The organism is Paraburkholderia diazotrophica (genome assembly GCF_038900755.1).
Lineage (GTDB): Bacteria > Pseudomonadota > Gammaproteobacteria > Burkholderiales > Burkholderiaceae > Paraburkholderia > Paraburkholderia diazotrophica_A.
Genome location: NZ_JBBPEN010000001.1, coordinates 161,130 through 180,343, shown reverse-complemented (window position 1 = coordinate 180,343; position 19,214 = coordinate 161,130). Strand labels below are relative to the sequence as shown.

Sequence of the window (19,214 nt, the reverse complement as noted above, 5' to 3'; positions counted from 1 at the left end):
CGACGGATGCGACGCCCATCATGAGCAAGACCCCATCCGTCCCGATGAACCCCGCCGATCTGCCGACGGGCACCAAAGTCTTCGCGTTCTCGCTGCTGTGCCTCGGCTTCTTCATGGCGACGCTCGATATCCAGATCGTCGCGTCGTCGCTGAAGGACATCGGCGGCGGTCTGTCCGCGAGCCAGGACGAACTCTCCTGGGTGCAGACCTCGTATCTGATCGCCGAGATTCTGGTGATTCCGATGTCGGGCTGGCTCACGCGCGTGTTCTCGACGCGCTGGGTGTTCGCCTTCTCCGCATTCGGCTTCACGTTGACGAGCATGCTGTGCGGACTCGCATGGGACATCAACTCGATGATCCTGTTTCGCGCGCTGCAAGGCGCGCTCGGCGCCGCGATGATTCCCACCGTATTCACGACGGCATTCGTGCTGTTTCCGGGCAAGCAGCGTCTGATTGCATCGACAACGATCGGCGCACTCGCGTCACTTGCGCCGACGATCGGTCCCGTGATCGGCGGCTGGATCACCGATCAATGGTCGTGGCACTGGCTCTTCTATCTGAACCTCGCGCCGGGCGCACTGGTGACGGTGCTGGTGCCGCGTTTCGTCAACGTCGACCATGCCGATGTGTCGCTGCTCAAGCGCGGCGACTACCTCGGCATCCTGCTGATGTCGGGCTTTCTCGGCTGCCTCGAATATGTGCTCGAAGAAGGTCCGCGCAAGAACTGGTTCGGCGATCACGCGATTCTGTTCTGCACATGGATTTCCGTGATCTGCGGCTTTCTGTTCCTCGTACATGCGTTCACCGCGAAGGAACCGATCGTCGATCTGCGCGCGCTCGCCGTCCGCAACTTCGGCATCGGCAGTCTGCTGTCGTTCATCACGGGCATCGGGCTCTTCTGCGCAGTGTTTCTTACGCCCGTGTTCCTGTCGCGCGTGCGCGGTTTCGATTCGCTGCAGATCGGCATCGCGCTGCTGTCGGTCGGCTGCTTCCAGTTGATCGCGCTGGCCGCGTATTCGTTTCTCGCGCGCTTCGTCGACATGCGTCTCTTGATGGTGTTCGGGCTGATCTGTTTCGGCGTCGGCTGCTATCTGTATGTGCCGTTGACGAATCAATGGGGCTGGCACGAACTGCTGATTCCGCAGGCGCTGCGCGGCATCGGCCAGCAGTTCTGCGTGCCGCCCATCGTGACGATGGCGCTCGGTTCGCTGCCGCCGTCGCGGCTCAAGTCGGCGAGCGGGCTCTTCAATCTGATGCGCAACCTGGGCGGCGCAATCGGCATCGCCGTATGCAGCACGATGCTCAACGACCGCCTGAACCTGCATTACGAGCGTCTCGACGAACACGTAAGCGCTGGACGCCCGGTGATCGAAGCATTGCTGCGCGATCAGGCTGCGCATTTCGCGGCTGTCGGCGGCGATGTGCTGAATGGGGCAGCAGCGGGGCTCGGCGCGCTGCACGCGCTCGTGATGCGCGAAGCGCTCGTACTCACGTTCTCCGATACGTTCCTTGCGGTATCGCTGTGTTTCGTCGTCGGTCTCGCGAGCGTGCTGTTCTCGCGGCCTTTCGGCAACACAGCGCCGCCGCCCGATGCGCACTGAACGCGCGCTGCTCATTGAACCGCTGCTCTTCAACGATTCCGACTGGAAAACCCGACATGAAATCGATCGTAGCCAAAGCGCTTGCCGTTGCTGCCGCGATGACACTTGCTGCCTGCGCCGTGCAGCCCGCGACGCACGCGGATTTGCCGCAGACCGTGAAGACGGTCGCGCCCGATGCGTGGAGCGTCGATGCGCCCAAAGACACCGTCGATGCCGACACATGGTGGTCGCAATTCGGCGACCCGACGATGCATCGGCTCGTCGATATCGTGCTCGGCGACAACCTCGATGTGAAAGCGGCCGTCGAGCGCGTGAAGCAGGCACAGGACATCACGAAGCAGCAGCGCGCAGCGCTCGCCCCGCAACTCGATGCGGGCGCAACGGCCGCGTATCAGCGGCAGAACACGCCGCCGCCGCTCGGCTATGTGAAGCAGGCGGGTATCGGCTTGACGGCCTCGTGGCAACCCGACGTATTCGGCGGCGAGCGGCTCGCGGTGCTCGCCGCGCAGGCGCAGGTGGCGGGACGCCAGTCGGCGCTCAACGAATTGCGGCTTGCGCTGGCCGCGAACACGGCCGCTGCGTATATCGACTTGCGCTGGGCGCAGGCGCAATTGCAGATCATCAACGACAACGAGCAGATTCGCAGCCGCGCGCTGAAGCTCACGCAGGAGCGCCTGCAATACGGACTGTCGACGCAACTCGACGTCGCGCGTGCGCAGAATCAGTTGCAGGATTTGCAGGCGCAGATTCCGAAGATCAGGTCGGACATTCAGCACGACATGAGCCTGATCGCGGTGTACTCGGGACGCACGCCGGAGAACGTCGGCAGCCTGCTGATCGACGAAGCGCGGCCGATTCCCGCGCCCGCGCAAAGCGCGCCGCAGACGCTGCCTTCCGAAGCGCTGCTGCGCCGTCCCGATGTCCGCACCGCTTATGCAACCGTCGAGCAGCGCGCGGCCGAAGTGGGCGTCGCGCGAGCGGACCGCTATCCGAAGTTCCGTTTGAGCCTGAGCGACGGCATTCTCGCATCGTCGTATCTCGGCATGCCGACGCTGACCGACAACCTCTTCAGCGCCGCGTTGAGCGCGACGAGCCCGATCTTCAACGCGGGCCGTATCACCGCGCACATCGACGAAAACGAAAGCCGCATGCGCGAATCGCAACTCGGCTTGCAGCAGACGATGCTGAACGCGCTGAAGGAAATCGAGGACACGCGCAGCGATCTCGTCAACGGCGATGCGCAGGTCGCGAAGCTCGCCGGCGCGCTCGATGCGTCGGGTCATGCGCTGCGTCTGTCGAATGAACTGTACAAGGGCGGTGCGTCGAGCTTCCTCGATGTGCTCGACGCGCAAGAGGCGTATCTGCGCGACGCCGAATCGTTGAATCAGGCGAAGCGCGAGCATGCGCAGGCGGCCGTCGCGCTGTACCGGTCGCTGGGCGGCGGCTGGGATGCGCCCGCCGATGGCGATGTCGTGAAGACAACGCATCCCTCGACGGACGTGGCCGCCAACTGAAGCCTTCAACGAAGCGCCTCGTTCACGCGAGGCATCGAAGTGCAGTAGTTCAACTTGAGGAATAGCGATGAATGCACGCGATGTAGTGATTGCCTATCCCGTCCGCACGCCGATCGGCGCGTTCGGCGGATCGTTGAAAGAAGTCCCCGCGACACAACTCGGCGCGGTTGCCGTGCGCGAGACGCTGCGGCGTGGCGGGATCGACGCGAAGACGTTGTCGTCGGTGGTGATGGGCAACGTGATCCAGGCAGGCAACAAGATGAACCCCGCGCGGCAGGCGGCGGTCGGCGGCGGCGTGCCTGTGTCGGTACCGGCGCTGACCGTGAACCGCGTGTGCGGATCGGGCGCGCAGGCGATCATATCGGCCGCGCAGGAGATCGCGCTCGGGCTCGGCGATGTGGCCGTCGCGGGCGGCATGGAGAACATGGACCGTGCGCCGTATCTGCTCGAAAGCGGCCGCTGGGGCAGCCGCATGGGCAACGCGCAGGTGCACGACAGCATGTTGCGGGATGGGCTCGTCGATGCGTTCTCGAACGAGCACTCGGGCTGGCACACGGAAGACCTCGTGAAGAAAGCCGAGCTGACGCGCGCCGCGCAGGACGAATGGGCGGCGCGCTCGCAACAGCGCTTCGTGGCCGCGCAGGAACGCGGCGCATTCGACGCGGAACTCGTGGCCGTCGAAATCGAAGGACGCAAGGGCACTGTGCAGTTCACGCGCGACGAGCAGCCGCGCGCCGACACGACGGTCGAAACGCTCGCGAAGTTGCGCCCCGCGTTCCGTCCCGACGGCACGATCACGGCGGGCAATGCGCCCGGCCTCAATAGCGGCGCGGCGGCGATGATCGTCGCGGGGCGCGACTATGCGGACGCACATGGCATCGAAGCGTCGGCGCGGCTCGTTGCGTTCGGCATCGCGGCCGTCGAGCCGGGCATGTTTGGACTCGGCCCCGTGCCCGCCGTGCAGATCGCGCTGGGACGCGCGGGCTGGAAGCTCGGCGATGTGGAGCGCGTCGAGATCAACGAGGCGTTCGCAGCGGTGCCGCTAGCGGTCGCGCAAAAGCTCGGGCTCGCGCACGACATCGTCAACGTTCAAGGGGGCGCGATCGCGCACGGTCATCCGATCGGCGCAACGGGTGCGGTGCTCACGACGCGACTCATCCATTCGATGCGCCGCGACGGGTTGAAGCGCGGCATCGTTACATTGTGCATCGGCGGCGGGCAGGGGATTGCCCTTGCGATTGAAATCGTTTGAGGTGCGGTTGAGCGGCTTGTGAGGATTCGCGGCGGGTTGGGCAGGCCCGCTGCGGTTTGCGAGGATTTACGACGTGCTGGCTTCGTAGGTTCACGAAAATCAGATGGCCGCCTGTCGGCCGGTGCGGACAACGTTCAATATCGGTTACTAATACCTTGACCGACACGGTCGATTTTCTGGCCGTTGACACTGCCCATTGCGCGGACCTTCACGCGCTGCACATGTACGGCGTTCTTGCTGGCGGGAATCCCGGGCATGCACCCGGTCGCACGTCTCACACCACCCTCAAGTTTTCGGCGTAATTGCCGACATGGGAAACAAGGCAATGCAGCGCCAGGACGCTTCGCATCGTCGGTAAAATGTGCGGTCCGGACGGCGACCGTCTCCTCCGGACTGACAATGCGCATTAGACGAAACATCAAAGATTGAATCGTGAAGAACTTTTTCGATAACAAGCTTGCCGAGCGCTACGGCTACGGGATCGCCATACTCATCGCCGCAAAGACTGCCGATTTGCAGCGCGGAATTGATGCAACGAATGCCCGACGCAGGATTGAGGGCCGTCGTCTGCTCGACGACGCGCGCGTGGAAGAGGTGATCGCGGGTCTGCGCAATAACGGGCTGCTCACTGAAGAAAGGAATGTGGACGGCGCTGATCTGCCTGATGTGGGGGCTGCGGGGTGAGTGTCATCTGCCGTTAGCTTCGCGTCCGACCATGACCTCGTTGTCTCGCTCGCTATGGATCCGTCGTGCGTTGCTTTGCGGTGCGCTCGCGGCGCCGCTCGCCGCACACGCCGACTGCGTGCTCGACGCGGCCAAATATCATCGCGTCAATCCGACTGTTCTATTGGCCATTGCCGTCGTCGAGAGCAAAATGCGTCCGGATGCGATGCACGTGAATGCAAACGGATCACATGACATGGGCGTCATGCAGATCAACTCGATACATTTGCCGGAGCTGGCGCGTTACGGCGTGAAGCGCGAGGACTTATACGACGGCTGCAAGAACGTGTACACAGGTGCGTGGATCTTGCGCAAACGGCTCGACGAGTACGGCAACACGTGGGCCGCGATCGGCGCCTATCATTCCGCGACACCAGCGCTTCGCGACGGCTACGCTGCGCGTGTGCATGCGACGGTGCGCTGGCTTGTCGATTCGGGTTACGCGTATCCAGATCACCCCGTTAAATAATGAGCTTTCGAGCTGGCAGATAAAGCTACGATGTCCGTTTTTCAGGCGAACGGTAAGCGGCCCGTTCGCCTTTTTTCGTTGCGGACTCCGGACGCGTCAATAAGCTCCGCGCCGGCCGAATACCACGCCAATCGTCTGCAAGAGAATCTTCAGGTCCTGCCAGAGCGACCAGTTCAACACATAACGGCAATCGAGTCGCACGCGCGACGTATAAGTCACGTCGTTGCGTCCGCTGACCTGCCACAGACCCGTCATGCCGGGGCGCGCCGCGTAGTAGTACTGGATCGCGCTGCCATATTTCGAAACCTCCTCATCGACGATCGGGCGCGGGCCGACTAGGCTCATCTCGCCGCGAATCACGTTGTAGAGCTGCGGAAGTTCATCGAGGCTCGTCGCGCGCAACAGACGGCCGATTCCCGTGATGCGCGGATCGTTCTTGAGCTTGTGGTCGGCGGCCCACTCGGCGCGTGCCTGCGGGTCGCTCGCGAGCAGTTCTTCAAGGATGCGCTGCGAATCCATCACCATCGAGCGGAACTTGTACACCTTGAAACGCGTTCCGTTGGCGCCGATGCGCGTGTGACCATAGAACACCGGCCCCGGCGAAGAGAAGCGCACGGCGAGCACGATGCAGAGCATGATCGGCGAGAGCGCGACGAGCAACGCGGCTGCGCATGTCCGGTCGAATATCTCTTTGAGGAACCCTTGCACGCCAGGCGCTGGCATGTGGTTAAGATCGATCGCCAGTTGCCCGAATGTCTCGCCCGAACGATGCGTGATGAAGCTCGCAGTCGACGCGTCGGGAATCCAGCGAATTTCGACGGGCGCGCCGCGCAATCCGGCGACGACGTGTTCCATATCCGCATAGGCGGTCAGCGGCAGTGTCAACCAGACTTCGTCGACGTCGCGAGCGGTCACGAATGCACGAATGTCCTCGATCTTGTCCACACGCGGAATTTCGCTTGGGGCGGCGCTGACGTCGCGGGTGAAATAGCCGATGACGTCGTATCCCATCGTCGGCGTCTGCTTGGCTTTCTGATGAAACTCCTGCCCGTGCCGCCCATAGCCGACAATGAAGACGGTCTTGGTATTGAAGCCGCGTCCCCGAATCACGCGCAGCGCGCAATAGATCGCGACGCGGTCGAGCACGAGCAGCACGCTCGCTGAGACGAGCCAGCTGAGCATCCACGCGCGCGAAATCGATCCGCTCTGGTGAACGAGGAAAGTGGCGAAGATGCCCGCGAGCCAGGCCGAGAGCCACGCGCCGACAGCCTGCATCGACATCGTGGCTATGCTGCGGCCGCGCCACGATTCGTAAAGCCGGAAATAATCGAAAACCGTGAAAGCGTAAAACGAACAAAAGAGAATCACGAAACGATAAATCAACGGCAAAAGGCCATGCGAATTGCCGTGAACCAATGGTTTCGCGCAGAAATAGCCGGTCAACGCGATGATTGCAACGTCGAGAATGCGCGTGACGAAACGGCGCTTATCGCCGCGATAAAAACGCTTTCGGCTCGGCAGACTCGGCACGGACGTGCCGGACGATTGGGCAGAATTCATGGCAGCTTAAACAGTCGGAACCAGCGCATTGGTCTACGCTTTGCGGCGTACCGCAAAGTGTTAATTGTTAGAAACTTCCAGTCCTAAACCAGTTCTACGGAGTCACACGACGCGGCGCGTGACGGCGAGCCGTAATCCCGAGGTAATAAGCAAGCAACACGGCCGCGCCTAAGCGGGAGCCGGGGAACGGGTAGGAGAGGGTAAAGCGCGCATTAACGGCATGCGTTGAGACGAACATGTGAGCTGGCATGCTGGCGCGCGCGGCTGGCCTGTGGCGATCGCGCGCGGCGTCAACTGCCAGCTGGGCAGTGTGTTGCCGCTGCATACTGCTGTATTCCCCGAAATCGACTTGTTTCTAATTGCTTTTTTGTACTAGTACATGCGGTCTCTCGTCCTGCACATACCCCCGTAATTTCTTCCGGCATTGAAAGCCGCGTAATCATTATCGACAAACTCGTTTCAGGCGCAACCGATTTTTTTAATGCACGAAGAAAAAAGTTCTGGATACGAGAAGAAAAACGTTTGCGCCCACCTCATGAATTTTTTATGGCAGACGATGATTGGGTTTTTTGCAACGTCCGCAAAAGCCGCTTTGGACGGCGGCGTGGTGTTCCACCGTCGATGAGCACCGAAATGCTTCATGAACATCAGGATTCTTTTGACAGCGCAACCGAATGTTTGCTAGATTTCGCCGCTTACGGGGTTACAAATTTTTTCATAAGCGCGGGGCAATAAGAACATGAAATTCAAACAACTGATCGTGGCGGCCGTTGTTTCTTCCATGGCATTGGCGCCGCTGGCGCATGCTCAGTCCACGGGCGCAGCGGGCGCGGCTACAGGCGGCACCGGCACCACGGGTGCGGGTGCGGGCGCGGGCGCAGGTGCTGCTGCTGGCGCGGCAGGTGCAGCAGGCATGAGCGTCGCCACGATCGCCGGTGTGGCGGCGGGTGTCGCTGCGGTAGCAGGCGTCGCAGCGGCTGTCGCATCGGCGACGGGTGGCGGCAGCGGAGGTAATGCGACCGCGACGACGACCGTTACCGCAACGCGCTAACTTATCAATTCACTGTTTCTGGCTGTCAGCGGAAAGCCCCTGCAAGGGCTTTCCGCACGTCTTGCTTGAATCGAATCATTCCCTACGTATTCCGAAGAAAAGATGCGCTCGCAGTTGCTGGGCCTCCTCGGCGCGTTGCTCCTTTGCGCATGCTCGACATCGCTGCAAGGAGTCGGTGACGCCTACCGCGTCGTGCGCACGACCGGCGCGCGCAACTCAGGCGATACAGGCGGTCTCGATCCGACATATTCCTGGCTGAGGTTCACGCTGCACGGACATTCGACCGTCTTCGCGCTCGGCTATGTGGACCCGGACCCGAACGGCGCGATCGAGGTGTGGTACGGAGCAGGCCGTGAGGTTCTGCGGTTGCAGAACGGCCGCGTAATCGATACGGCTGGTTTGCCCGTGAACTGGTCCAGCGTGCGCTTTTCCGCGCGGCCAGCGTGGCAGAGCGCGAATGCGTCGCTCACATTCACGCGGACGCGGGACGTGATGCCGGGCTACCAGTTCGGTGTCGTCGATACCTTGATGCTCGCGCCGATCAAGCCGCCGTCCGGTTCCGACCTGACGGGCATCGCACCTGCTGAACTCACGTGGTTCGAGGAAACATCACGAGGATCGCAGCCGCTACCGCGCGCACGCTATGCAGTCGCGACGCAAGGCGGGAAGGCGATCGTCGTTTATGGCGAACAGTGCTTGAGCAAGGCGTTTTGCCTCAGCTGGCAGCGCTTGCCGGCCCGTGCGCCAGAAAAGAGTCATGCAGAGTAGAGAACGTTTCCTCGGCAAGCGAGCAACCTATTTGACGACGTGCCTGCTTGCTTGCGGCCTGCCGCTGTCTTCGCTTGCAAGCGAGACGCTCGTGGTCAAGTCGCAAGTATTGCTCGGCGACTGGCTGGCCGAGCGCGTCAACGCACAGGCATCGACGGCGCAAGGCGGGGGAGAGCCTGCGCTGTTTGCGCCCGGCGTGACATGGTTCGCTCAGCGCGAAGTCGCGCTGCAGGATACACAGCGCCGGCAACTTCTCGACGACATCAACGCGCTGCGCGGCCGCGATGCCTCGCGCTCGATTGCACGCGACGGCGTCTACGCGCTGATCGATGCGCGCGCGGCGACGGGCCGCGTGCCGCTTGCGAGCGGCGACCCGCGCTGGCTGCAGGCGAATCGCGCAAGCGATCCGATGCTCGAGCCGGGGGACATCGTCAAGCTTCCTGATCGACCCAGGACGGTGACGGTGATTCGTTCGACGGGGTCGCTCTGCGTGCTCCCGTTCGTCGTGAACGCGGAAGCGATGTACTACGTGCGCGCGTGCAATTCGCACGCGAGTCCGGACACGGCATGGATCGCTCAACCCGACGGCCGTGTTGCGCGCTTCGATATCGCGCTGTGGAATCGCGAGCCGCAGGATCTGCCTGCACCGGGCTCATGGATCTGGGCCCCGGATCGCAGCGAGCGGTGGCCCGAGGACATGTCGCGCCGCATTGCTGCGTTCTTCGCGACACAAGGCGTGTCCGAAACCGATGATCCGCGCTTCAAGCCAACCGTCGAGATTCCGCAGCCGCCGCCGAGCACGGCGCCGCGCTCGCGATCGTTTCCTGTGACGGGCGGTGACTGGGGCAGCGTCGGCATTCTGCAGACGCCCACGGCGCGCATGAACGAAGCGGGCGAAGCGTCGTTCAGCGTGTCGACGGCCAACCCGTATACGCGCATCAACGTGATGCTTCAGCCGCTCGATTTTCTTGAGGTGGGCTTTCGCTATACCGACGTCTCCAATCAGCCTTATGGGCCGTCGTCATGGAGCGGTTCGCAGTCGTACAAGGACAAGAGCGTCGACGTGAAGCTGCGGCTGATGAAGGAATCCGCGTGGCTGCCCGAACTGGCTGTCGGCTTTCGCGATATCGCCGGCACAGGTCTCTTCTCGGGCGAATATCTGGTGGCTAACAAGCGGTTCGGCGACTTCGACTGGAGTGCCGGCCTCGGCTGGGGCTATGTCGGTGGGCGCGAGAATCTGCCGAACCCGCTATCACACGTCAGCAGCCGGTTCGATACGCGGCCGTCGAGCGAATCGACGGGCACGTTTTCGACCGCATATTTCCGCGGACGCACTTCGTTCTTCGGCGGCGTCCAGTATCAGACGCCCATCGACAAGCTGATCCTGAAGCTCGAATACGACGGCAACAACTATCAGCATGAGCCGTTTGGCGTCGCGCTTACGGACCGCTCGCCGATCAACGTGGGTGTTGTCTATCGGGCGACTTCGTACCTCGATCTGAGCATGGCGTTCGAGCGCGGCAGCCGCCTGATGCTCGGCTTTGCGCTGCATGGCAATCTGAAGAACGCCGGCATGCCGAAGATCGGCGATCCGAAACCGTGGCCGCTGGCGACGCCGCCTGCGCCCGTTGCGCTCGCCGCCGCGCAGCCGGCTTCCTCGCGCATTGCGCCGAGCGGATTCAAGCGGATAGTGGCCGATAACGCGCAATCCGGTCTGGCTCTCGGCATGACGACGGCCAGCATCACGAACGTTGCAAGCGACCTGGCAGTTGCGTCCGCGTTTGATGCAGACGCAACCGACTGGCATCGGATCGCAACAGATGTCGAGGATCAGACGCGCTGGCGCGTCGTCAGCGTGCGCGTGCATGACGACGACATGCTGGTCGAATTCGACAATCCGAGCGCATTCTATCTGCAAGAGCAGATCGACCGTATCGTCAACGTACTCGATCGCGATGCGCCGGCCGGCATCGCGACGTTCACGTTGCAGATTCGCCAGCGAGGCATCGCGATCGCGACGTACACGATCCATCGCGCCGCCTGGTACGCGAGCCACAGCCGCGTCGTGACGCCGGGCGAACAGACGCCTGTCATGCAGAGCCGCCCGCCTCTCTCCGAACGCGAAGCTGCGAGCATGGACGAAGTTTTTGCCCAGAAGCCGAAACGCTTCACAGGCTCGATCGGGCCTGGCTATCAGCAATCGTTCGGTGGCCCCAATGGCTTCCTGTATGCGATCTCTGTGGTGGCGACGGGCGAGATGCGCGTCACGCAGACGTCCTGGCTGGCCGGCGCAATCAACGTGAATCTGCTCAACAACTTCAGCAAGTACAAGGCAGATACGATCAGCGACCTGCCGCACGTGCGCACCGACATCCGTCAGTACGTGACGAGCTCTCGCGTGACGATTCCGTTTTTGCAGGCGACGAAAGTCGGCCGGCTCGGCGACAGCAGTTTCTACAGCATGTACGGCGGCCTGCTCGAAAGCATGTTCGCGGGCGTCGGCGCCGAGTGGTTGTATCGCCCGTATGGAAGCCGCTTCGCGATCGGTGTCGACGCAAACGAAGTGCGTCAGCGTGGCTACGACCAGAACTTCTCGATGCTCGATTACAGGACCTTCACGGGCCACGTGACCGCATACTGGGATACGGGCTGGCATGGGGTGCAGGCGAACGTGAGCGTCGGCCGCTATCTGGCCAAAGATGTGGGCGTGACGGTCGATATTTCCCGGCGTTTCCGTAACGGCGTGACGATGGGCGCGTATTTCACGAAGACGAATGTGTCGTCCGCGGAGTTCGGCGAAGGCGGATTCGATAAGGGCATCTATCTGACGTTCCCGTTCGACATCATGTTGACGCGCTCAAGCGGCGAATCGGGCAAGGTGCTATGGCAGCCGCTGTTGCGAGACGGCGGCGCGAAACTGAACAGGCAGTACCCGCTGTACAACCTGACTGACGAAAGCGATCCGCGCAGCCTTTGGTACGGACCTTCCACAATTGGCAGGTGAAACGAGGAACATGCCTTCTTTTCGGCGGATTGAGAAAAGTCGGGGCGGGCTAAGCTTCCTCACCTTCTTATGGCAGCATTTAGTGAGTTGCGCGTGCTACGACGTAAGGACCATACGGGCGAGCGGCGTTAGAAGAAGACAATGTTCAATCATTTAAAGAATCCGCACTACGAGGACACCACGCAATTCCGCACACTGCCCGCGCGTACGTGCGGACAACGGATAAGCGCCCGTGTCGCTCGCAAGATGCTTGCAGCTGCAACCACAGCTATTCAACTCACGCTGCTGGCGTGCGGCCACGCTCACGCGGCCGACGCGCCGTATCCGCCGATTCCTGCATGGGTGCAAAACGACAGCGCCGCGAGCGCCGCTTCGGCGATGCCTGCACTGCCCGGTGCGCAACTTCAGAACGCGCCGGCGCCGAGCGGTCATGTATCGCTGAACCCCACGCCGTCGGAAGGTGTTCTGCCGAATGCGGCGTCGCCGGAGGCGGGACAGGCGTTCGCCGTGTCGCCGGACGCAGCGCAGCTGCGCGCCGCCCAGGCACGAGCGAAGATGGGCGCGAATGGCGTTCCCGCCGATCCGCCGACGGCATTCCAGCGCTTCGTCGCCGACTCCACGGGACGCACGCTGCCTATCTTCGGTCAGGATCTGTTCAGCGGCGCAGACGCGGGCACTTATGCGTCCGTTCAGAACGTGCCCGCTCCGTCCGATTATGTGATCGGCGTCGGCGACGAAATTCAGTTGCAGGTATGGGGTGGAGTCGACGGCAACATGACGCTTACCGTCGACCGCAACGGTCAGGTCAATATCCCGAAGGTGGGCGCCGTGACCGTGGCGGGCGTGCGTGCCGGCGAGCTCGACAGCGTGCTGCAGCGTCAGATCGGCCGCGTGTTCAGCAACTTCAAGGTCAACGCATCGCTTGGCCGGATGCGTTCGATTCAGGTCTATGTCGTCGGGCAGGCGCGGCGTCCGGGTGCCTACACGGTGTCGAGCCTCTCGACGCTCGTGAACGCGCTGTTTGCGAGCGGCGGCCCCGGGCCGAATGGCTCGATGCGCAGTATCGAACTGCGACGCGGCGGCGCGCTCGTCGCGACGCTCGACCTGTATGGCTTCATCACGTCCGGCCGCGCAGACGGCGACATGCATCTGCTGCCGGGCGATGTCATCGTGATTCCGTCTGCCGGTCCGCGCGTCGCGTTGATGGGTGCGCTCGATACGCCTGCGATTTACGAACTGAAGCCGCAAGGCGAATCGCTGCGCCAGTTGCTCGGCTATGCGGGCGGTACGTCGGCATTGACCAGCACGGACAAGGTGACGATCGAACGCGTGACCGACCCGACGATGAGCGAGCCGTCGCGCCGCGTGGAAGAGCGCAGCCTCGATTCGACAGGGCTCGCGAGCGCAGTGAAGGACGGCGACATCGTCACGCTGCAGAAAATCAATCCGGGTTTCGCCAACGCGGTGACGTTGCGCGGCAATGTGGCTGCGCCGCTGCGTTATCCGTACAGGCAGGGAATGAAGCTATCGGATCTGCTGCCGGAACCTGACGCACTGCTCACTGCGGATTACTTCAAGCGGAAGAATGTGCTGGTTCAGTTCGAGCGCAATGGGCGCGAGCCGACTAACGATCGTCCGAACTCGCTTCTGCTCCAGCCACTGGATTCGGGGCGGGGTAGTCGTCTAGATCGCCTCGAAGCCGGTCGCGACAATCGGGTCGAGAATCTTGTCGATGAGCCGAACTGGAATTATGCGGTCATCGAACGCCTTAACCGCCATGACTTAACAACCGAACTCATTCCATTCAATCTTGGTGCGATCGTGCATAAGACCGATTCCAAGGCGGACCTCGCACTGGAACCCGGCGATGTTGTAACGATTTTCGGCAAGAAGGACATGCGTCTTCCGCTCGCCGACCATACACGCTTTGTGCGGGTCGACGGCGAAGTGCGCGCTGCAGGCGTTTACCAATTGCAGCCGGGTGATACATTGCAGACAGTATTGCGCCGGGCGGGCGGACTTACGTCGCAGGCCTACGTTTACGGCATCGAATTCACGCGTGAGCAGACGCGCGAGGCCCAGACGCAGAACCTAGGGGCTGCCATCGCTCGCTCGGAGCAGCAGTCGGGGGCGAAGCTTGCGGCAGCGATCGCAAACATGCCGACGTCCGCGGACACAAAGGCCCTCCAAGATCAGATGGCGCAGGAGCAGCGTGCCCAGATCGCACGTCTTCGGCAGCTCAAACCGAGCGGGCGCATGTCGCTCGAGCTGGCCACAGACGCACACGACATTGGAGATCTCCCTGATCTCCCACTCGATAACGGCGACGCGATTTACGTGCCCCCGCATCCCGCATTTGTGACCGTGGTCGGCGCGGTTGACAATGAAAATGCACTGATCTGGAAGCCGGGGCGTACGGTCGGCGATGCGCTGCGCGTCGCTGGCGTGCAACAGGATATTGCGGAGCCGGATTCGGCATTCGTACTCCGTGCGGACGGCAGCGTTCAGAATCGCGATTCGATGCACTGGATGAGTTCGTTCGACTCATTGAAGCTGATGCCGGGCGATACCGTTGTCATGCCAGAGAAGATTGACCCGCGCTCGCCAATGACGAAGTTCATTGCGGGCCTTAAGGACTGGTCGCAGGTACTAGCGAACTTCGGTCTGGGTGCAGCCGCTATCAAAGTGCTTAGGTGAATCGTCATGAACGATATGCAACTTAATTCAATAAGCGCGCCGACCGCCGCAAGGAAATCAACGTTGTTCGCCGAGCAAAACATCGACGTGATCGAGGTGCTCGTCACTCTCGGTGAACAAAAATGGCGGTTGCTCTGTAAGACCGTGATCGGCGCGATGTTAGGTGTTGCCATCAGCTTCGCGCTACCGCCGCTCTATACCAGCAATACGGTGTTGCTGCCCCCTCAACAACAAAAGGGTGGCCTAAGTGCAATGGCGGAACTGGGTGCGTTGTCGGAACTAGGTGGCGCAGTCGGCATCAAGACTCCCGATGAGATGTATGTCGGCTTACTGAAAAGTGACACAGTCGCGGACGATTTGATCAAGCGCTTCAACTTGCGGCAGCGTTACGACGAGAAATTGATGCGGGATGTCCGTGAACGGCTAAAGCGCAATGTGTTGATTACGAGCGACAAGAAGACGGGGTTCATTACGATAGAAGCCTCGGATCGCGTTCCGGAATTCGCGGCTCAACTTGCCAACGCCTACGTAGACGAACTGCGGTTGGCTGTGGACCGGTTGGCCGTGACGGATGCACAGCAGCGCCGTGTGTTCTTCCAGCAGCAAATAGCGAAGACACTCGATCGACTTAGCGAGGCCGAAATCGCCTTTGATGAAGCGCGCCGTAAATCAGGAGTGGTCAGTCTGGACGGCCAGGTTGCCAACACAATACGGACGTCGGCGGAATTGCGCGCGCGTATTGCGGCGACGGAAATCGAGCTGCAGGCGATGCGGACCTATGAAACTGACGAAAACGCTGATGTACAACGCGCGTTAGCAACAATCGAAGCAATGCGGGGGCAACTGCAGGCGTTAGAGCAGGGCGGTAACGATGGTGCCCAAGGCGCAGCGAATCGCGACTCCTCGGCGCTCGCGAACATCAGGGCCTATCGAGAAGTAAAGTACCAAGAGGCAATGCTCGATCAACTGCGCAAGCAGTTGGCGCTCGCGCAAGTTGACGAAGCGAAGGAAGGCCCGCTTGTACAGCAGATCGACGTTGCCGTCGCTCCGGAAAAGAAGTCATGGCCAAAGCGGTGGCTCTTCGGCGCGCTCGCAGGGCTGCTCGGTCTGTTGATCGGTGTGGCACCAGTCGTTATCCGTCACGCTTTGCAGAAAAATCAACACTTGCTCGGCGACGTGATCCGCCTGAGCAGAGCTTGGCGTCTAAAGCGTTGATGGAGTGCTGACGCGACTGCAGTTCTATATCGATCGTAAAGACGTCAGTAACGGGTGGGTTCTTTGGGCAAGAGTTTGTACCCCACTGCAGCTTAATGCCAGGCGCAAACTGCGCGCACTGATTTTGTCAGCGGCAACACGCTCCAGCTTAAATCGTCTACAAAACTGTATGTCGCCTTAGCTCATGATTGGTATCCTATATATATTGCTGTCTCTTCAAAATCTTACGCTGGTTCCAATCGGAGAGAATGGATTCAAGGCCTTTCATGTCGGCATTATCATGCTCTTTCTGGTCGCGCTGACGCGACTCGGCAAGACGAGTGACATGGCGGTCATTTATAGGTATTTGACCTTTGTCATCTGTGTATCGCTGATTGACTATATCGGCGAACCCGTGGACCCGCTTATCGCTAACTACGTCCTCTGTTATGTCCTCGCACTGTCGGTAAATTCCCTATACGCGGAAGCCGAATACGAGACAACATTGAAATCGTTGCGGTGGGGCGCGGTTGTTATTCTTGCGATCTCTGCCACGAACGTACTGCTTCACTTCAGCGAAGTCCGAACCGTCCAATCGATCGATGCAAATCAAGGCGTTCGACCTGAGTTGCCTTATCTCGTTTATGCTGGTGGCGCGAATCTGGAGGCATCGTGGATTGCGCTTGCCGGTGCATTCTTCGTGCGTGAACGGCGCTTGGGGCTTCTTTATGTGCTGGCGTCGATATTCATTGACTACAGTTTTATCTCCCGTTCCGGCTTCATCGCGACTGTTCTAGTCGGGACGGTCTGGTTTTACCACAATGTTAGGTCGAAGAAACTCTGGGTCCTTGCCGCTACGATTACGGTAATTGCGGCAGGCACGATGAATGATGCTTCACTTACGTCATTTGCGCTATTTGATCGTTTTTCGAATGTTGGCAGCGAGCCGGGAAGCCTAGGTCGTCTCTTAATGTGGGCATATATTCCCGATGCGTTCTTGAAGCATCCGTTTTTCGGCTATGGCGCAGGCAATGCAATCAATTCGATACGCGATCTAGGTTTCAACGGACTTGAGAACAACGTTCATAACTACTTTTTTCATAACGTTCTGGAATTCGGGCCACTTGGCCTGATTCTATGGTTGCTGCTTCTACTCGGTGTCATGCGTATCCGCGCGAAGCCTGAACTTCGAACCTATTGTGGCAGTTTTCTGCTTTTGAGCATGATCGAATTTCGCGGTGCCGAGCCGCTGCTCTACTTCGTTCTATCGATACTGATTATTGGAAAGCTGACCAATGACGATAAGCAGCAATCGCGAACGCAACAACAGGCTGTGTTACCGGATGCAGCAGAGCCTCTCAACTAAAGCGCTAAGATCATGAAGGCATGTTGTGTGTTGATTCCCTACTACAATGCGGGCGATGCATTGGTCGAGGCTATTCAATCCATCGACTACGATCCAATCCGTCCCGATGTCATCGTAGTTGACGATGGGAGCATGAAACTGCGCGCGAAGGAAGCCTTGCGCAGTTATGCAGGGCCGCTGACGGTGAAATTGCTCGAGCTTCCCAACAATGTGGGGATTGAAAACGCTCTCAACGTTGGGTTATCGGAACACGGACGAGAATACCAGTACATCGCGCGACTCGATTGTGGCGATGTTTGCATTAATAGCAGAATTGCCAGACAAGTTCAGCTACTTGAGGCTAACCCCAACATTCATCTTGTGGGAAGCTGGGTCGAATTCATCAACCTGGAAAACGTCACTCAATTTGAGCTAAGACATCCATCGCGATTCGACATCATACAAAAGCGCATGTTCTTGAATCCAACTTTTACGCATCCGTCAGTTATGTTCCGTAGCTCGGTTCTTGATACAGTGGGATTGTATCCAACAGAATTCAAGGCCGCGGAAGATTACGCTTACTTCTTCAATATTATTGCGAAGCACGAGGCTACCAACATTGAGGAATCGCTTGTTCGCTGTTTGATCGATCCTCACGGCATTTCTACACAGAAGAGAAAACGTCAAATCGTCAGCAGGATAAGAATTATTCTTGCAAATTTTCATCTCGATGCATGGGCCGTCTATGGCCTTGTGCGATCACTGATCCTTTTAATGGCGCCGCGGGAACTTACGGTCGTTTTGAACTCTTTGCGGGGTAGGTTCATGCACAAAGCTCAGGCGATGATGGAGTAAGCGTCGTCATGAAGGTCATGCACATTGTCGAAGCAACTGCCACTGGCACGCTCTCCATGGTTGTGCTGCTTGCGAATGGGCAGGTGGAAGCCGGTCATTCCGTGGAAGTCGTCTATTCGCTGCGACCGGAAAGTCCAACAGACATTTCGATCTTGTTCCGGCCCGAAGTCTCCCTAAACATTGTGAATCTCCGCGGACCGATCAACAAGCTGACGGGTTTTGCGCGTGTTCGTCGGTTGTTGCTTGGTTCTGCGCCAGATGCGGTGTTTATGCATTCGTCTTTTGCGGGATTTATTGGTCGGGTGGCGGCGTTTGGCGTGCTGAAAGAGACGAAGTTTTATTACATCCCGCACTGTATCTCGTTCATGCGGGCGGACATTTCCGGACTGAAGAAGTGGATCTTCGTTCTGCTCGAGATGATTGCCTCGCTTAAAAAATCAGAGTTTCTTGCATGTTCAGAAAGTGAGCGCAATAAGATCGAAAACTATATCCGTTTCAGAAATTGCAGGCTGATTGAGAACGCCGTTGATTTCAGCGACGCGTTCGATTGGAAGGAGCCGATGTCTGGCGCGACGCAGACTGTCGTGACCGTTGGGCACATCAGGGAACAAAAAGGACCTCGGGAATTTGCCCGAATCGCTGCCAGGGCGCGCGACACGGGCATGAACATTTCATTCTTGTGGATCGGCGATGGCGATGCAACATTCCGGGATGAGTTAGAGGCTGAGGGCGTGACCGTCACCGGCTGGATGTCGCGACCGAACGTGATCGAGCAACTTAAGCGGGCGAATATCTATTTGTCTACTTCGCATTGGGAAGGTATGCCCGTTGCAATGATCGAGGCGATAGGGGTGTCGTTACCCATCGTCGCATCAAAGTGCGATGGGAACGTAGACGTTGTGGATCACGGGCGCACGGGACTGCTGTTCGACGTTGTTGAAGAGGCAGGCGAGGCGCTGCTTTCTTTGATAAAGAATCCAATGTTTGCGCGGAAACTCGCAAGTGCAGCGTGGATCGATTCAAAGCGGCGCTTTAATCGCGAGAGGTATCTGGCTGAGTTCTCTCAGCTTGTGCAGCCGACTGCTCATCCGAAATTTTCGAATGAGAACATGCTGGACAGACCCCAGCTCGATGGTGCGCTGACCAGGAGTCTGGAAAATGATGAGTAGCTGTTGGCAGTG

15 protein-coding genes are annotated in these 19,214 nt (G+C 59.7%); 14 read left to right on the top strand and 1 reads right to left on the bottom strand.

Features of this window, described 5'->3' with window-relative positions:
• The first annotated feature begins 20 nt into the window (after positions 1–20).
• The 5 genes from AABE10_RS00830 to AABE10_RS00810 all read left to right on the top strand — a co-directional run bounded on the left by AABE10_RS00830 (position 21) and on the right by AABE10_RS00810 (position 5,559).
• Positions 21–1,601, top strand: coding sequence for a DHA2 family efflux MFS transporter permease subunit (locus AABE10_RS00830; protein ID WP_342931415.1), 1,581 nt, complete (start codon positions 21–23; stop codon positions 1,599–1,601).
• A gap of 56 nt (positions 1,602–1,657) precedes the next feature.
• Positions 1,658–3,115 carry an efflux transporter outer membrane subunit gene (locus AABE10_RS00825; RefSeq protein ID WP_342931414.1) on the top strand — a complete coding sequence of 486 codons (1,458 nt, stop codon included), beginning with the start codon at positions 1,658–1,660 and terminating at the stop codon, positions 3,113–3,115.
• Positions 3,116–3,182: 67 nt separating this feature from the next.
• Positions 3,183–4,367, top strand: coding sequence for a thiolase family protein (locus AABE10_RS00820; RefSeq protein ID WP_342931413.1), 1,185 nt, complete (start codon positions 3,183–3,185; stop codon positions 4,365–4,367).
• Positions 4,368–4,799: 432 nt separating this feature from the next.
• Entirely contained in the window at positions 4,800–5,051 is a 252-nt protein-coding gene (locus tag AABE10_RS00815) for a hypothetical protein (RefSeq protein ID WP_342931412.1), read from the top strand.
• 31 nt (positions 5,052–5,082) lie between these two features.
• On the top strand, positions 5,083–5,559 hold the full coding sequence (locus tag AABE10_RS00810; protein WP_342931411.1) for a lytic transglycosylase domain-containing protein: 477 nt from the start codon (positions 5,083–5,085) through the stop codon (positions 5,557–5,559).
• A 96-nt stretch (positions 5,560–5,655) separates the two neighbouring features.
• Here the strand turns inward: AABE10_RS00810 and AABE10_RS00805 are convergent, their stop codons facing one another.
• Positions 5,656–7,119, bottom strand: coding sequence for a sugar transferase (locus AABE10_RS00805; protein WP_342931410.1), 1,464 nt, complete (start codon positions 7,117–7,119; stop codon positions 5,656–5,658).
• Positions 7,120–7,600: 481 nt separating this feature from the next.
• On the opposite strand from AABE10_RS00805, the gene AABE10_RS00800 reads away from it, so the two are divergent.
• The 9 genes from AABE10_RS00800 to AABE10_RS00760 all read left to right on the top strand — a co-directional run bounded on the left by AABE10_RS00800 (position 7,601) and on the right by AABE10_RS00760 (position 19,202).
• On the top strand, positions 7,601–7,744 hold the full coding sequence (locus AABE10_RS00800; RefSeq protein ID WP_342931409.1) for a hypothetical protein: 144 nt from the start codon (positions 7,601–7,603) through the stop codon (positions 7,742–7,744).
• 114 nt (positions 7,745–7,858) lie between these two features.
• Complete coding sequence (locus AABE10_RS00795; protein ID WP_342931408.1) at positions 7,859–8,170, top strand: hypothetical protein; 312 nt, start codon at positions 7,859–7,861, stop codon at positions 8,168–8,170.
• A gap of 102 nt (positions 8,171–8,272) precedes the next feature.
• Positions 8,273–8,938, top strand: a complete 666-nt coding sequence (locus tag AABE10_RS00790) for a hypothetical protein (protein WP_342931407.1) — start codon at positions 8,273–8,275, stop codon at positions 8,936–8,938.
• Positions 8,928–11,942 carry a YjbH domain-containing protein gene (locus tag AABE10_RS00785; protein ID WP_342931406.1) on the top strand — a complete coding sequence of 1,005 codons (3,015 nt, stop codon included), beginning with the start codon at positions 8,928–8,930 and terminating at the stop codon, positions 11,940–11,942. The genes AABE10_RS00790 and AABE10_RS00785 overlap by 11 nt, the downstream gene beginning before the upstream one ends.
• Before the next feature lie 141 nt (positions 11,943–12,083).
• A complete protein-coding gene (locus AABE10_RS00780) occupies positions 12,084–14,639 on the top strand; it encodes a polysaccharide biosynthesis/export family protein (RefSeq protein ID WP_342931405.1) in 2,556 nt (851 codons plus the stop codon).
• 6 nt (positions 14,640–14,645) lie between these two features.
• The gene (locus tag AABE10_RS00775; RefSeq protein ID WP_342931404.1) at positions 14,646–15,854 is read left to right on the top strand and encodes a Wzz/FepE/Etk N-terminal domain-containing protein; all 1,209 of its coding nucleotides are present in this window, start codon (positions 14,646–14,648) and stop codon (positions 15,852–15,854) included.
• A 184-nt stretch (positions 15,855–16,038) separates the two neighbouring features.
• Positions 16,039–17,199, top strand: a complete 1,161-nt coding sequence (locus AABE10_RS00770; protein WP_342931403.1) for an O-antigen ligase family protein — start codon at positions 16,039–16,041, stop codon at positions 17,197–17,199.
• A 27-nt stretch (positions 17,200–17,226) separates the two neighbouring features.
• The gene (locus tag AABE10_RS00765; protein WP_342931402.1) at positions 17,227–18,033 is read left to right on the top strand and encodes a glycosyltransferase; all 807 of its coding nucleotides are present in this window, start codon (positions 17,227–17,229) and stop codon (positions 18,031–18,033) included.
• An 8-nt stretch (positions 18,034–18,041) separates the two neighbouring features.
• Positions 18,042–19,202 (top strand): glycosyltransferase, encoded by a 1,161-nt coding sequence (locus tag AABE10_RS00760; protein ID WP_342931401.1) that lies wholly within the window; start codon positions 18,042–18,044, stop codon positions 19,200–19,202.
• The last annotated feature ends 12 nt before the right edge of the window (positions 19,203–19,214 follow it).

Coding starts and splice junctions, on each gene's coding strand:
- AABE10_RS00770 (WP_342931403.1), top strand. CDS start 16,039: ATGATTGGTATCCTATATATATTGCTGTCTCTTCAAAATCTTACGCTG.
- AABE10_RS00800 (WP_342931409.1), top strand. CDS start 7,601: ATGCACGAAGAAAAAAGTTCTGGATACGAGAAGAAAAACGTTTGCGCC.
- AABE10_RS00795 (WP_342931408.1), top strand. CDS start 7,859: ATGAAATTCAAACAACTGATCGTGGCGGCCGTTGTTTCTTCCATGGCA.
- AABE10_RS00790 (WP_342931407.1), top strand. CDS start 8,273: ATGCGCTCGCAGTTGCTGGGCCTCCTCGGCGCGTTGCTCCTTTGCGCA.
- AABE10_RS00780 (WP_342931405.1), top strand. CDS start 12,084: ATGTTCAATCATTTAAAGAATCCGCACTACGAGGACACCACGCAATTC.
- AABE10_RS00820 (WP_342931413.1), top strand. CDS start 3,183: ATGAATGCACGCGATGTAGTGATTGCCTATCCCGTCCGCACGCCGATC.
- AABE10_RS00805 (WP_342931410.1), bottom strand. CDS start 7,119: ATGAATTCTGCCCAATCGTCCGGCACGTCCGTGCCGAGTCTGCCGAGC.
- AABE10_RS00760 (WP_342931401.1), top strand. CDS start 18,042: ATGAAGGTCATGCACATTGTCGAAGCAACTGCCACTGGCACGCTCTCC.
- AABE10_RS00830 (WP_342931415.1), top strand. CDS start 21: ATGAGCAAGACCCCATCCGTCCCGATGAACCCCGCCGATCTGCCGACG.
- AABE10_RS00775 (WP_342931404.1), top strand. CDS start 14,646: ATGAACGATATGCAACTTAATTCAATAAGCGCGCCGACCGCCGCAAGG.
- AABE10_RS00785 (WP_342931406.1), top strand. CDS start 8,928: ATGCAGAGTAGAGAACGTTTCCTCGGCAAGCGAGCAACCTATTTGACG.
- AABE10_RS00810 (WP_342931411.1), top strand. CDS start 5,083: ATGACCTCGTTGTCTCGCTCGCTATGGATCCGTCGTGCGTTGCTTTGC.
- AABE10_RS00825 (WP_342931414.1), top strand. CDS start 1,658: ATGAAATCGATCGTAGCCAAAGCGCTTGCCGTTGCTGCCGCGATGACA.